General features: G+C 42.3%; 12 protein-coding genes. 3 read left to right on the top strand and 9 right to left on the bottom strand.

Annotated features, from left to right (window positions below):
* Positions 1–43: 43 nt before the first annotated feature.
* Entirely contained in the window at positions 44–1,150 is a 1,107-nt protein-coding gene (locus SJY38_RS01065; protein ID WP_377109126.1) for a DUF917 domain-containing protein, read from the top strand.
* Here the strand turns inward: SJY38_RS01065 and SJY38_RS01060 are convergent.
* Together SJY38_RS01060 and SJY38_RS01055 are read right to left on the bottom strand one after the other, a co-directional pair.
* Complete coding sequence (locus SJY38_RS01060; RefSeq protein WP_377109125.1) at positions 1,147–2,058, bottom strand: tetratricopeptide repeat protein; 912 nt, start codon at positions 2,056–2,058, stop codon at positions 1,147–1,149. The two genes, SJY38_RS01065 and SJY38_RS01060, sit on opposite strands and share 4 nt — an antisense overlap.
* 77 nt (positions 2,059–2,135) lie before the next feature.
* A complete protein-coding gene (locus SJY38_RS01055) occupies positions 2,136–3,320 on the bottom strand; it encodes an NAD(P)/FAD-dependent oxidoreductase (RefSeq protein ID WP_377109124.1) in 1,185 nt (394 codons plus the stop codon).
* 328 nt (positions 3,321–3,648) lie between these two features.
* Here SJY38_RS01055 and SJY38_RS01050 point away from each other — a divergent pair, with 328 nt between their 5' ends.
* Entirely contained in the window at positions 3,649–5,775 is a 2,127-nt protein-coding gene (locus SJY38_RS01050; protein WP_138611225.1) for a S8 family peptidase, read from the top strand.
* A gap of 44 nt (positions 5,776–5,819) precedes the next feature.
* Here the strand turns inward: SJY38_RS01050 and SJY38_RS01045 are convergent, their stop codons facing one another.
* The 7 genes from SJY38_RS01045 to rplU form a co-directional block, all read right to left on the bottom strand.
* Positions 5,820–6,293, bottom strand: coding sequence for a peroxiredoxin (locus SJY38_RS01045; protein WP_377109122.1), 474 nt, complete (start codon positions 6,291–6,293; stop codon positions 5,820–5,822).
* 70 nt (positions 6,294–6,363) lie between these two features.
* Complete coding sequence (locus SJY38_RS01040) at positions 6,364–8,289, bottom strand: methyl-accepting chemotaxis protein (RefSeq protein WP_377109121.1); 1,926 nt, start codon at positions 8,287–8,289, stop codon at positions 6,364–6,366.
* Between the two features lie 324 nt (positions 8,290–8,613).
* On the bottom strand, positions 8,614–8,991 hold the full coding sequence (locus SJY38_RS01035; RefSeq protein ID WP_004587925.1) for a DUF3718 domain-containing protein: 378 nt from the start codon (positions 8,989–8,991) through the stop codon (positions 8,614–8,616).
* A gap of 78 nt (positions 8,992–9,069) precedes the next feature.
* Positions 9,070–9,561: a type 3 dihydrofolate reductase gene (gene folA / locus SJY38_RS01030; protein ID WP_377109120.1), complete on the bottom strand. Its 492-nt coding sequence runs from the start codon at positions 9,559–9,561 to the stop codon at positions 9,070–9,072.
* Positions 9,562–9,633: 72 nt separating this feature from the next.
* Positions 9,634–10,785 (bottom strand): Obg family GTPase CgtA, encoded by a 1,152-nt coding sequence (cgtA, locus tag SJY38_RS01025; protein ID WP_004587923.1) that lies wholly within the window; start codon positions 10,783–10,785, stop codon positions 9,634–9,636.
* Positions 10,786–10,921: 136 nt separating this feature from the next.
* The gene (gene rpmA / locus SJY38_RS01020) at positions 10,922–11,179 is read right to left on the bottom strand and encodes a 50S ribosomal protein L27 (protein ID WP_004587922.1); all 258 of its coding nucleotides are present in this window, start codon (positions 11,177–11,179) and stop codon (positions 10,922–10,924) included.
* 16 nt (positions 11,180–11,195) lie between these two features.
* Complete coding sequence (gene rplU / locus SJY38_RS01015) at positions 11,196–11,507, bottom strand: 50S ribosomal protein L21 (RefSeq protein WP_004587921.1); 312 nt, start codon at positions 11,505–11,507, stop codon at positions 11,196–11,198.
* A 421-nt stretch (positions 11,508–11,928) separates the two neighbouring features.
* On the opposite strand from rplU, the gene ispB reads away from it, so the two are divergent.
* Complete coding sequence (gene ispB / locus SJY38_RS01010) at positions 11,929–12,900, top strand: octaprenyl diphosphate synthase (protein WP_054982281.1); 972 nt, start codon at positions 11,929–11,931, stop codon at positions 12,898–12,900.
* The last annotated feature ends 59 nt before the right edge of the window (positions 12,901–12,959 follow it).

Here is a 12,959-nt window from a genome sequence, read left to right as displayed (position 1 = left end):
CTATTTTGGGGATGGGTATGAGTTAACCAATAGCGATACACACATGCAAATTCTTAATCGTGACCAACTTATTGATATTTTATACGGCTGCGCCATTTTAGGCACTGGCGGCGGCGGTGAGTTAAGTGAAGGCATTGCCTATATTGACGAAGCACTCGCACAGGGTAAAACCTTTAAACTAATTAGTGCCGATGAAGTCCCCGCGGGTGAGCTTGTTTGTACGCCTTACATGTTAGGCGCTATTTCTGCTTTAAGTGAACAAGAAGAACGCGCGTATGCAAACCTGCCCCGCAGCACTAAGCACGCTATTTTAGCTGCTTACCAGCGCACCCTTGAATACACAGGTAACGATGCTATTTATGGCACTATTTGTTGTGAGCTTGGCGGCTCAAACACCGCAGTATCGTTTTACTTAGCTGCAATGTTTGACGGCTACATTATTGATGCCGACCCCGCTGGGCGCGCAGTACCGGAGATCACCCATTCAACCTATTATTTAAATAGCTTACCCGCAGCGCCCATTATTACCGCGAATGAATTTGGTGAGTGCTTTATTTGTGAAAATGTAATGGACGACTTACGCGCCGAAACAGTCGTGCGAGCACTGGCTAAAATTAGCCGTAACGACATAGCAGCCATTGATCATATTTTACCTATTGAGCAAATGAAAAACGCTGTTATTCACGGCACTATTAGTAAAGCCCTTAAACTCGGTAAAGCAATGCGTGACGCCAACGCACAGCACGCTAACACCGCACACATAATTGCCAAGCACGGCGGCGGCTTTATTGCCTTTGAAGGCGAGGTAAGCACATTTGAATTTAACACCGTAGAAGGCTTTACCTTGGGCGAAGTAACACTTAAAGGGTTAAGCGAGTTTGTAAATAACAGTTACAAAATAACGGTTAAAAACGAAAACATGGCCGCGTTTTTAAATGACGAAGTACACGTAACCATTCCTGATTTAATATGCTGTATTAACAGCCAAACAGGCACACCCATTACTAATCCTAATTACGAGGTAGGCATGAAAGTAGCCGTTGTAATTTTACCAGCGCCAAAGGAATTTACAGGCCCTAAAGGTTTAGAAATATTTGGCCCGCGTTACGCAGGCGTTAACACCCCATATAAAGCAGCGATTGCAAATTAATTATTGCTAAGGGCGTGCTGCAGCTTGCTATACAATGCAGCATGGCCTTTACCAAACTCGGTGGCGTTTCTATCAATGCGACTAAGCCATTCTTTCGCTTGTACCTTTTTACCTATTTGTAAATATACCTGCGCTAAACGTAAGCTATAAATAGCATGGTAAATGCTTGAGGGCTCAGTAAATTTGAATGCGGTTTTATAATAATTTATAGCTTCTAAATACTCTTTATTTTGCTGATAACTGTACGCTAAGTTACCGCTAGCAAGCACTATTTTAGCAGCGTGGTTGGTGTTTTTTATGGCGTTATAGGCCATTAAATTACTTTTTACTGCGTGCTCGTATTGCTGCCACTTTAAGTAAATATGCGCTTTGTTAATGTGCAGCTCTAAATGAAAAATAGGATCGTTATTTTTTGCAAAGCGCTGCTCGGCATCTCTTAGTAATCGCATCGCTGCTTTTTTACTACCAAACACATAGTGTAGGTTAGCCAACTCCACTAATCTTAAAGGGTCACCAAAAGCATTATATATCCCGTCTAACTGGGTAAACGCTTTAGCGGCATACGTTTTAGCTTCTGCTTTTTTGCCAATATAGTTAAGTGCTTTCGCGTAATAAAAATACATTTGTAGCTTAAATACATCGGGCAGCTTATCTTGCTCTAAAAAAGGAGTAATAGCGTTGACTAAGTTTTCGAACTGTTGGTAGTCGTAGTAGTAATCAAATTGGTAGGTTTTTATTTTGTACCACTGTGCAGGGTTATCTTTGACTTCATTAAGGCGCGTTTCAATATAAGTTAAACAGTGCGTTTTGGGCTGTTGCAAGCAAAACGCTTCATGATCGCTGTAGTTTTCTGATGCTAATGCATTAAAACTTGTAGCGACAATACTTAACAGCAAAAATATACGCACCAATATTACACTCTTTAAAATCACCTTAATTAAGAGTGTAATATTTTTATCTCATCTATCACAATACGCTGAAATACTTATGCATATTGCCCACATGCAAACCCACAGCTCCACGCATACTGGAAGTTGTAGCCCCCAAGCCAGCCCGTTACATCGGTTACTTCGCCTATAAAATATAAGCCTTTGGCTTTTTTAGCTTCAAAGGTTTTAGAGCTCAGCTCATCGGTATCAACGCCGCCCAAAGTTACCTCGGCGGTACGATAGCCCTCTGTGCCATTAGGTTTTATTTGCCATGCGTGAATATAGCTTGCTAACTCATCTATTTGAGCATGGGTAAGCTGATTAATATTACAATCTGGAATAGCTTTGCTGTCGTGCAGTATGTCTATAAAGCGTTTGGGTAAAATAGTCGCAAGGCTGTTTTTTAATGATTTTTGGGCTTGTGTTTCTCGCCAATCAGCCAGTTGCTGTTTTAAATCGAGATCAGGGAGCAAGTTTATGCTTACTGCCTGCCCTGCTCGCCAAAATGAGCTTATTTGCAATATGGCAGGCCCCGATAAACCTCGGTGAGTAAACAAAATATTCTCTTTAAATACAGTGCCGTCTTCGCTAGACACTTCGCACGGTATACTAATTCCTGAAAGCCCTTCAAAGCGTTCTTTATCGTGTTGATGCAAAGTAAATGGCACAAGCGCCGCCATGGTAGGTAGTACGTTTAAGCCAAACTGCTCTGCAATTTTATAGCCTATAGGAGTGGCGCCAAGCTTGGGCATTGTTAAACCGCCCGATGCGATAACTAGCGATTCACAAGTAAGTGTTTCTTGCTCAGTGGTAACACGGTAGCCAATATCGGTTTTAGCCACATTTAACACTTCGCTGCGCAATTTAATATTAACACTAGCCCACTCGCATTCGGTAAGTAGTATATCAACTATATCTTGCGCGCTGTTATCGCAAAACAATTGGCCTAAGGTTTTATGATGGTATGCCAAGCCGTGGCGGTCCACCAGCTCAATAAAATCGTGTTGTGTATAGCGGCTTAAGCACGATTTAACAAAGTGAGGGTTACTGCATAAGTAGTTTTCTGGACTGGCATTTTCATTGGTAAAATTACAACGCCCACCACCACTTATTAAAATTTTTCGACCAGGCTTTTTGCCCATATCAAGCACTGTAACGCTACGCCCGCGATAACCTGCTTGTGCTGCACTCATTAATCCGGCTGCACCTGCGCCAATCACAATTACATCTACTTGATTCATTACTTCGCCCTACTCAAAAATTTGCCCAATTATAGCAAAGTTTGTTTAAACACTCTGAATAGAATTTATTATTAAATTTATAGCAACAAATGTAACCGAGACTAGTTATGGCTTTTCTAAACAGCTTAAAAATAACAATCCTTTATACTTATTTTTGTTTTATATGATAAATACTAAACAACGACAAAGGCACCGTACACCTAGGTTATAACTAAAAGAAATAGGTACATAAGCAATTATTATTTTAAAGAAATTAACAGATCATTTACCTTTGTTTCTGTTTCGTAATTTAATATTACAAACTAACTAATAACAACTAGGGATAATTATGACAACAAGTAAATCATTTAAGCGTTGCGCTATCGCGCTCACTATTAGTACGGTATTTGCAGCATCTGCAAGTGTTGCTCAAGATGTGTCTACCTCTATGGCAGAAACAACAGCCAAACTACAAAGCCAATCGGGTTTTGAAACTCAGTTTATTATTAAGTACAAAAATAGCGCGAACGATATGCTAAGCATCTCGTCTGCTGACGCAAGCCCTGCAAATATGAAAAAGCGCGCTCAACGCTTTGTAAAAAATTTCGCTTCTAAAAAAGGTAAAGTAAAAGCGAAGTACATCCGTGCAATGGCGCTTAATAACCACCACGTTATGCGCGCAGATAAAAAACTAAGCGCTGCAGAAGCACAAGAATTTATGCAAGAAATGGTTGATTCTGGCAATGTTGAATACATTGAAGTGGATCAAATGTTAAAACCATTTGCAACGCCTAACGACCCTCGTTACGGCGACCAATGGCACTACTATGAGCAAGCGGGCGGCCTAAACTTACCAACCGCATGGGATACTGCAACAGGCAGTGGCGTAGTGGTTGCGGTACTTGATACTGGCTACCGCCCACATGTTGATTTAAATGCTAACATTTTACCGGGTTACGATATGATCTCTAACCTATCAGTAGCTAATGATGGCGGCGGTCGCGACAGTGACGCACGCGATCCGGGCGATGCTGTAGCTGCTGGCGAATGTGGAAATAACGGCGCACAAGGCTCAAGCTGGCACGGTACGCACGTAGCAGGTACGGTTGCGGCTGTTACTAATAACGGTGAAGGTGTTGCCGGTGTGGCTTATGGCGCTAAAGTTGTGCCTGTACGTGTTCTTGGTAAGTGTGGAGGTTTAACGTCAGACATTGCTGATGGCATTATTTGGGCATCTGGCGGAAGTGTATCGGGCATTCCTGCCAACTCAAACCCTGCTGATGTAATTAACATGAGCTTAGGTGGCAGCGGCTCGTGTAGCTCTACCACACAAAACGCAATTAACACGGCACGCAGCAACGGTGCAGTCGTGGTTATTGCTGCCGGTAATGATAACGATAACTCAGCAAACTATAACCCAGGTAACTGTAGTGGCGTTGTTAATGTTGCCTCTGTTGGACGTAACGGCGGACGAGCATATTATTCAAACTATGGTAGCAATATTGATGTTGCAGCGCCGGGCGGCGCACAAAGCTTTGCAAACGACTCTGAAGGCGTTTTATCAACCTATAACTCAGGCTCGTCTACACCTTCAAGCGATAGCTATGCGTTCTCTCAAGGTACATCAATGGCAGCGCCTCATGTGGCCGGTGTTGCAGCCCTGATAAAGCAAGCTAAACCAAATGCTACCCCAGATGAAATAGAAAGCATTTTAAAATCGACCACCCGCTCATTCCCAGCAACATGTACAAGTTGTGGTACAGGTATTGTAGATGCAGCAGCCGCTGTAGCCGCAGCAAGTGGCGGTACAACACCTCCTACCGGTGGCGATAGCGAACTGACAGATGGCGAAGCTAAAACAGGCTTAAGCGGCGCTGCCAGTTCACAAGCGTATTACACGATGACAGTACCAAGCGGCGCAACGAATGTTACATTCACAATGAGTGGCGGTAGCGGCGATGCAGATTTATACGTACGCGCAGGCAGCCAACCAACTACCTCAAGCTACGATTGTCGTCCGTACAAAGGCGGTAATAGCGAGGAGTGTTCTATTGATAACCCAACCGCTGGTACATACCATGTAATGCTTCGTGGCTACTCGGCTTATTCTGGTGTTAGTTTAGTGGGTAATATTACAGGTGGTTCTACAGGTGGCGGTTCAACTACACCAGAAGCCGGTGGCGGCACGGTGAGCGATGTAACGGCTACAACAGGTAACTGGAAGCACTACACTTTAGATGTGCCAGCAGGAATGAGTACATTTACAGTCACCACCTCAGGTGGTACAGGTGATGCTGACTTATTTGTTAAGTTTGGCAGCCAACCTACCGCATCTAGCTACGATTGTCGTCCTTATAAAAACGGCAACGCAGAAACATGTACGTTTAGCAATCCGCAAGCGGGTACGTGGCATTTAAGCGTTAACGCTTACAGAACCTTTTCGGGTTTAACATTAAGTGGCCAATACCAGCCATAATTAAAAGGCCCTAAGTGCATGCACTTAGGGCTTTAATAATGCGATTATAGTTTTTCTAACACAGACTCAGCACGACTTACTGAAAACTCTTTGTCTTTTTCAACAAACAGTCCTGTTACTACATTATCGTCGACTACCATTGCATAGCGCTTAGAGCGTGTTCCACCGAAACTGCCGGTGTCTTTATCAAGCCCTAACGCTTTAGTAAAACTGCCATCGCCATCTGCTAACATGTCGATTTGTTGGGCATTTTGAGATTCTCCCCACGCTTTCATTACAAAAGCATCGTTAACCGATACACAGTAAATTGCCGCAATACCTTTTGCTTTAATTTTATCACTAAGGGTTATAAATTCAGGTAAATGCGCATTTGAACAGGTAGGCGTAAATGCACCCGATACAGCAAAAAGCACAACCTTTTTACCATTAAAAAGCTCAGCGTTAGTGTGAGTTTGCATGCCTTCGTCTGTTAGCTGCGTTAATGTAACTGCGGGTAACGTTTGACCTTGTTCAATCATGATAAATCCTTAAAGCATTTGATTAATGAGCCTACAGTATAACGCTAATTACCTTTGTGTTAGCAGGTATTTACAAGCCAAGGTTTACTTTTATGGTTTGCATTTGCTGTTGTAACTGGCTATGAATATCGTCAACAAGTAAGCTTGATTCGCTTACTTGGCCTTTCATACTTTGCATTGACTGGCTAAAGTTATCTAGCAAATTACTTTGCTGTTTAGCCAGCTCCATGGCCTCAAAGGCCACTTTGTTGGCTTGCTGAGCGTTATCGGCCACGCCCTCTGAGTTTACTTTTAGCTCTTGCGCGTTTTGTGTTTGCGACTGCGCGCCATCTGCTAAGGCCGCAATTTGTGTAGATACTGTGCCCGACTTTTCGCTCAGTAGTGTGAGTTGCTCATTAATATCGCTCAATGAGCCTTGAGTTTGGCGGGCAAGCTGGCGTACTTCATCAGCTACAACAGCAAAGCCTCGGCCATGCTCGCCAGCACGTGCTGATTCAATTGCTGCATTTAACGCTAGTAGGTTTGTTTGATCGGCAATATTGCGGATCACTTCAATAATTTGCCCAACGCCTTCAACCCCCGCAAGCAGCTCTTGTAGGTTTTGCATACTTTGCTCAACCCGTGTTTGCGTGTCTGAACTGGCACTTAGCATGCTTTGTGCAAAGCCTAAACTTTGCTCCATTGCACTAAAAGTGTGTTGGGCGTTATCAGCCACTTGGGCATTAATATTATTTACCTGCTCGCCAATTTGTTGAATATCAGCAAGCAAATGTTGGTTTTGCTCCACTTGCCCATGACTTGTAGACGCTTTTTGACTAATAGTTTGCAAATGCTCACTCATTTGCTGCATAAAATCATTTACCACTTTTAGCATTTGGGCACGCTCTTGCGCCTCTTTGCGCTGTCGTTCAATTAATAAATTAAAGTAACTGGCTATTTCGCCAACCTCTGTTTTTGGGTTCTTACTTTCAATGTTTTTAAGCTCGTTACTTTCAATTAAAAAGGCAAACCCGTCTCTGAGTTGCCTTAATGGGTTGAGCACTTGGTTACGCTGCACAATATAAACCCCTGCGGCTAGCATCACCAAAGCGCCAATAGCAAAGCAAAATACCCAAAATACGTTTTCTTTAAGCGCCCCTTGTGCGTGTTTTAGTTGCTGCTCTGCATTAATAACGGTTTTAGAGAGCAAGCTAATTTGCTCACGCAATTCATTGGTGCCCGCTTCTCGTTGCTGGGCTTGCGCTAATGTACTGGCTAAATCGCGGGGGTAGCGGTTAGGCCAGCTGGTAATTTCAGATTTTATTTCATCGGCCAAATCTTCAGCTTCTTCGTCAAAAAATAAAGCATCTTCGTCAACCTCGCTCATAACACCTAAATTAGGGAGTTGCTCTATTTTGCCTGCTAACGCATTTAAATTAGCAATACTTTGCTGCAAACTTTGTTCAGTATTGCTGTCGTAACTTACGATTAGTTGATAAGTAAATAAGGCAAGGTTGGTCACCTCGTTATAGTAATCAGCGCCAAGTGTGTAATAAGCTTGCGCATCGCTATTTTGATTAGGGGATTTTTTTGCATAACCAATCAGTGACGAGGCTGAGCCGGCCATTTGGCGAATTGCATTATCAAGTAACGCCGTTTCGTTGCCCGACAATTTACCCAGCGCTCTGTACTTACCTTTAATATCGGTATCTAACGTGCTGAGCTGCTCATTTAATTGCTCGGCAAGTACCGAGGGGAGTACTGCGAGTTGCTGTGTTTTTACTTGTTCAATTAGGGCTGATGATTGATTTAAGTATTGGCTATCACCTTGTTCTAGATAACTGCCTAAGTCACCGGCTAAATCCACTAAAATCGTGTTTTTTAATTTACTGTATGCGCTGTCTTGTTGCTCAAGCTTAAGTAAAGTTTGGCTTGCCCAAAATAGTGTGATGGCTAATAAAATACTTGCCAATGTTAACAGTATGGCTAACAGCCGAGTAAAAGATGATACGCGCATAAATAACAACCCCTATTGTTTAAGCGCGTAGACTATTAACTATTTATGACAATTTTATGTAACTCAGGGAAAACACGTATATTTGCCCCAAATATACGAGTAAAGGCTTAGCGAATACAGCGCCTTTATTAAACCAAGCAACTTAATTTATATGCTATTAAAGATAAGAAACGCGGGTTAATTACAAAGTGAGAGTTTCATCACTTGGGTGTGCAAATTAAAATAGGCTTAATACAGCTATCACCATTACTAAAGCGCTGCGTATTAGCTAACGCCAGGCACAAAAAAACCGCGACCAGCGCGGTTTTTATTTTATTGTGTTAATTAAAGGCCTGCACGGTCTTTAATTACAGCAATTAACGGTGAGCCACCGTGGCCATTGCCTTCAGCCCATGCTATATCAGCGCCATCAGACAGTGCGCTTTTTGATAAGTTTTTAACTATGTACTCGCCCGAGTCAACAGCGTTACTAACTACAGCATGGCGAAGTAAATTATTACCATTACATTGAATAGCATCGTAAATATTGCGAATTTTTACGCGTGAGCTTTTTAGTTTACTACGTAAACGGTTTTTATCATCAGCTGCGATATATTCACAAATAGATACTGCTAATTGATCATTGGCTTTAGCAGGCACGGTATACATTAACGAACCAGCAGCAACGGCTGTAATAACAATTAGCTTTGACAATTTAAACATGAAACACCCTTTATGGTACTTTTTACCTATGTTGATTGTCTAATATTGTACCAACCTGCTGTAAGTTTCGCAATAATGTTAATCTTTTTTATATAAAGTTACGAATTTATAACTATATTGATTCTTTTCGTCGGGTTTATTTGCCTGTTCGTCGACGTTTTCCCACGTTGCTACCGCTTGGTAATCTGGGAACTGCGTATCCCCTTCAACCTCTAAATCTATAAAGGTTAAATATAAACGATCGGCACTTGGTAAAAACTGCTGATAAATATTACCACCGCCAATTATCATCACCTCTTCTTCGGCTTTAACCAGCTCTAGCGCAGCCTCTGGGGTGGTGACCGTCTCAATACCTTGAGCGCTATACTGGCTATTACGGGTAATAATTATGTTGCGACGTTCAGGTAAAGGACGACCTATCGATTCAAATGTTTTACGCCCCATAACGACAGGTTTGCCTGTTGTTACCTTTTTGAAATGCTGTAGATCGGCGGGTAAATGCCACGGCATTTTATTATCAAGACCAATTACACGGTTATTTGCCATTGCGGCGATCATTGAAATTATCACATCAAATACCTAGTACTTTATTCTTAAAAAATAAAAAAGGAGCTTATGCTCCTTTTTAAAATATGTTTTTTATTAACGCTCGTAGACCACTTCTACATCGTAGTCGTCTTCATCCCAGTCGTCCCAATCATCATCATCGCCTTTGGTTGCTTTTTGATGGTAGGTATCCCACTTGAACTCAACTTCTTCGTCTTCAATCTCAACGAACTTCTCTTTAGGCATGCTATCAAGTAATGCCATAATATCGTGAATTAATGGCTGAGTATTAAGCTTATTGACTGCTGAAATACGGTAAACGTTTTCTTCTTCACCTAGCTCTTGCGCAATTTGCTCACACAAAGCTTGCGCTTCATCTTCTGGTAATAAGTCTATTTTATTAAACACTAACCAGCGTGGCTTTTCAGCAAGCTTAGGGCTGTATTGGTGTAACTCGTTAATAATGGCAAATGCATTATCAACAGGGTTTGAACCATCAACAGGCATAACGTCAATCACGTGTAACAATACACGACAACGCTCTAAATGCTTCAAAAAGCGAATACCTAGGCCTGCGCCGTCTGAGGCACCTTCAATTAAGCCCGGAATATCGGCTATTACAAACGATTTGTTAGCCTCTGGGCGCACAACCCCTAAATTAGGAATTAGCGTGGTAAACGGGTAATCAGCTACTTTTGGCTTTGCTGCCGATACACTGCGAATAAACGTTGATTTACCTGCATTTGGCAACCCTAACAGGCCTACATCGGCAAGTAGCATAAGCTCTAATTTAAGGTTACGAACTTCACCTGGAGTACCTAACGTTTTTTGACGTGGAGCACGGTTAGTACTTGATTTAAAACGTGCATTCCCCAAGCCATGGAAACCACCTTTTGCAACCACAATTTTTTGACCATGCTGCGTTAAATCGCCTAACGCCTCTTGAGTGTCAACGTCGGTAATACGTGTACCAACAGGTACTTTTACTACCAAGTCTTCGCCCTTTTTACCTGTACAGTTACGGCTTTGACCATTAGTACCACGCTCTGCACGGTGAAAACGCTCAAACTGGTAATCAATTAGGGTATTTAAGTTTTCATCAGCTTGTAGATAAACACTACCACCGTCTCCACCGTCACCGCCGTCCGGGCCACCGTCTGGTACATATTTTTCTCGACGGAAAGACACGACACCGCTGCCGCCGTCACCAGCTTCTGCGCGAATTTCTACTTCATCTACAAACTTCATGATTACTCACTTTAGGGATTGGCTTTAATTTAACTATTATATACCCAAGCCAACGTAAATGCAGGCTTGGGTATATATTTGACGTTTCTGAAAACAAAAAACCCCGCAAAGGCGGGGTTTTTTACTACCTTACTGATTACTCAGCTACGATAGTTACGTATTTACGGTTTAAAGGACCTTTTTGTTCAAATTGAACTTTACCATCTGCTTTTGCGAAGATAGTGTGGTCTTTACCGATACCTACGTTTGCGCCAGCGTGGAAACGAGTACCACGTTGACGAACAATGATGCTACCCGCTAGAACTGATTCGCCACCAAAACGCTTAACACCTAGGCGTTTGCTTTCTGAATCGCGACCGTTACGAGTACTACCAGCTGCTTTTTTATGTGCCATTTCTAAGTACCTCTAATTAAGCGCTAATGCCAGTGATTTTAACTTCAGTGAACCATTGACGATGGCCCATTTGCTTACGAGAATGCTTACGGCGTCTAAATTTAACAACCTTAATCTTCTCACCGCGACCATGTGAAACAACCTCAGCTGTTACTTTACCACCGTTTACGAACGGTACACCGATCTCGATTTTCTCACCATCAGCAACTAAAAGTACTGAATCAAATTCAACTGCTGCACCAGTTTCAACGTCTAATTTTTCAAGACGAATCGTTTGACCTTCAGTCACACGATGCTGTTTACCACCACTTTGGAAAACCGCGTACATAATTAACTCCGTCTGTGCGCCCTCAAATCGACGCAACTAAAATATTCTTCGATAGGGCGCGAAGTTTACGCTAATGCATAAAAACTAGCAAGCCTATTTTGTAATTAAAATGAATAAAAAGTAGCTGCATTGAGAGCAATTCAATATTTCCCCCATTTTATATTAAATTGCCCTGTTGCCAAGCGCTTTTTAGTGCAAAGACAAAATAAATTTGCGTGTCGCTATGCCTACTCCAGAACCCATTAACTGCGCAATAAATAGCCGCCCTTTGAGTGTGAAATATACAATTAAATACCCTAATTAAGCGCTAATTAAGGTTTTTAACTCGGTTTTTTTAATGAATCGTCACAAAATATCGAGCTAGTGCTTTTTTTGTTGTACAATCGGCGCCGTTCACACATAAAAATTGGCTCGGAGATCAATGGATATAAAAGCTATCCAGGCGTTAATCGAAAGCGATATGAATGACGTCAATCAACTTATACACGCGCAAATGCGCTCAGATGTGGCGTTAGTCAATCAACTTGGTTTGTACATCGTTAACAGCGGCGGCAAACGCGTACGCCCGATGCTGGCAATATTGGCAGCAAGAGCTTTGGGTTACCAAGGTAAAGATCACATTACTTTGGCAACGATTGTTGAATTTATTCATACTGCAACACTATTACATGATGATGTTGTTGATGAATCTAACCTGCGCCGTGGTACACCGACTGCAAATGCCGAATTTGGTAATGCTGCCAGCGTGCTGGTTGGGGATTTTATTTACACCCGCTCGTTTCAACTTATGGTGGGGCTTGGCAAAATGCAAATTATGCAAGTGCTTGCTGATGCCACCAACGTGATTGCTGAGGGTGAAGTATTGCAACTTATGAATTGCAACGACCCTAATACCACCGAAGCAAGTTACATGCAGGTTATTTACTCTAAAACGGCTAAATTATTTGAAGCCGCTACAGGGCTTGCAGCTATTATTACCGAGCAAGATAACAGTGTGTTAGATGCGCTTAATTTATATGGTATGCACTTAGGTACTGCTTTTCAGTTAGTTGATGACGTGCTTGATTACAACGCAGACGCTGACCAATTAGGTAAAAATATTGGTGATGATTTAGCAGAAGGTAAGCCAACCTTACCGCTAATATATGCAATGAAGCACGGCAGTGATCAGCAAAGAGCCCTTATTCGTGATGCCATTGAGCATTGCAATGGTATGGATAACCTTGAGGCTATTTTAACGGCACTTAAACAAACCAACGCACTTGAATTTACAATGCAAAAGGCGCAGCAAGAAGCAGACAAGGCCATTGCCTGTTTAGACTTTTTAGCAGAGTCGCAGTACAAGCAAGCGTTAATCAGCTTAGCGCGTATAGCTGTAGAGCGAGATCACTAACTTTGCAGCCTCCCTTAATTAGTATTTAAGGGCCATAATTTTCGAGCAATAAAAAAGCC

This window comes from Pseudoalteromonas sp. R86517 (assembly GCF_042466295.1).
In the GTDB taxonomy this organism is placed as follows: Bacteria; Pseudomonadota; Gammaproteobacteria; order Enterobacterales; family Alteromonadaceae; genus Pseudoalteromonas; species Pseudoalteromonas atlantica.
This window is presented reverse-complemented; position numbering and strand designations above follow the sequence as displayed.

What these genes read in the sequence shown, in the direction of transcription:
- SJY38_RS01065 (WP_377109126.1), top strand. Translation starts at nt 44, where the DNA reads ATGCAAATTCTTAATCGTGACCAACTTATTGATATTTTATACGGCTGC.
- SJY38_RS01055 (WP_377109124.1), bottom strand. Translation starts at nt 3,320, where the DNA reads ATGAATCAAGTAGATGTAATTGTGATTGGCGCAGGTGCAGCCGGATTA.
- SJY38_RS01050 (WP_138611225.1), top strand. Translation starts at nt 3,649, where the DNA reads ATGACAACAAGTAAATCATTTAAGCGTTGCGCTATCGCGCTCACTATT.
- SJY38_RS01045 (WP_377109122.1), bottom strand. Translation starts at nt 6,293, where the DNA reads ATGATTGAACAAGGTCAAACGTTACCCGCAGTTACATTAACGCAGCTA.
- SJY38_RS01040 (WP_377109121.1), bottom strand. Translation starts at nt 8,289, where the DNA reads ATGCGCGTATCATCTTTTACTCGGCTGTTAGCCATACTGTTAACATTG.
- SJY38_RS01035 (WP_004587925.1), bottom strand. Translation starts at nt 8,991, where the DNA reads ATGTTTAAATTGTCAAAGCTAATTGTTATTACAGCCGTTGCTGCTGGT.
- cgtA (WP_004587923.1), bottom strand. Translation starts at nt 10,785, where the DNA reads ATGAAGTTTGTAGATGAAGTAGAAATTCGCGCAGAAGCTGGTGACGGC.
- rpmA (WP_004587922.1), bottom strand. Translation starts at nt 11,179, where the DNA reads ATGGCACATAAAAAAGCAGCTGGTAGTACTCGTAACGGTCGCGATTCA.
- rplU (WP_004587921.1), bottom strand. Translation starts at nt 11,507, where the DNA reads ATGTACGCGGTTTTCCAAAGTGGTGGTAAACAGCATCGTGTGACTGAA.
- ispB (WP_054982281.1), top strand. Translation starts at nt 11,929, where the DNA reads ATGGATATAAAAGCTATCCAGGCGTTAATCGAAAGCGATATGAATGAC.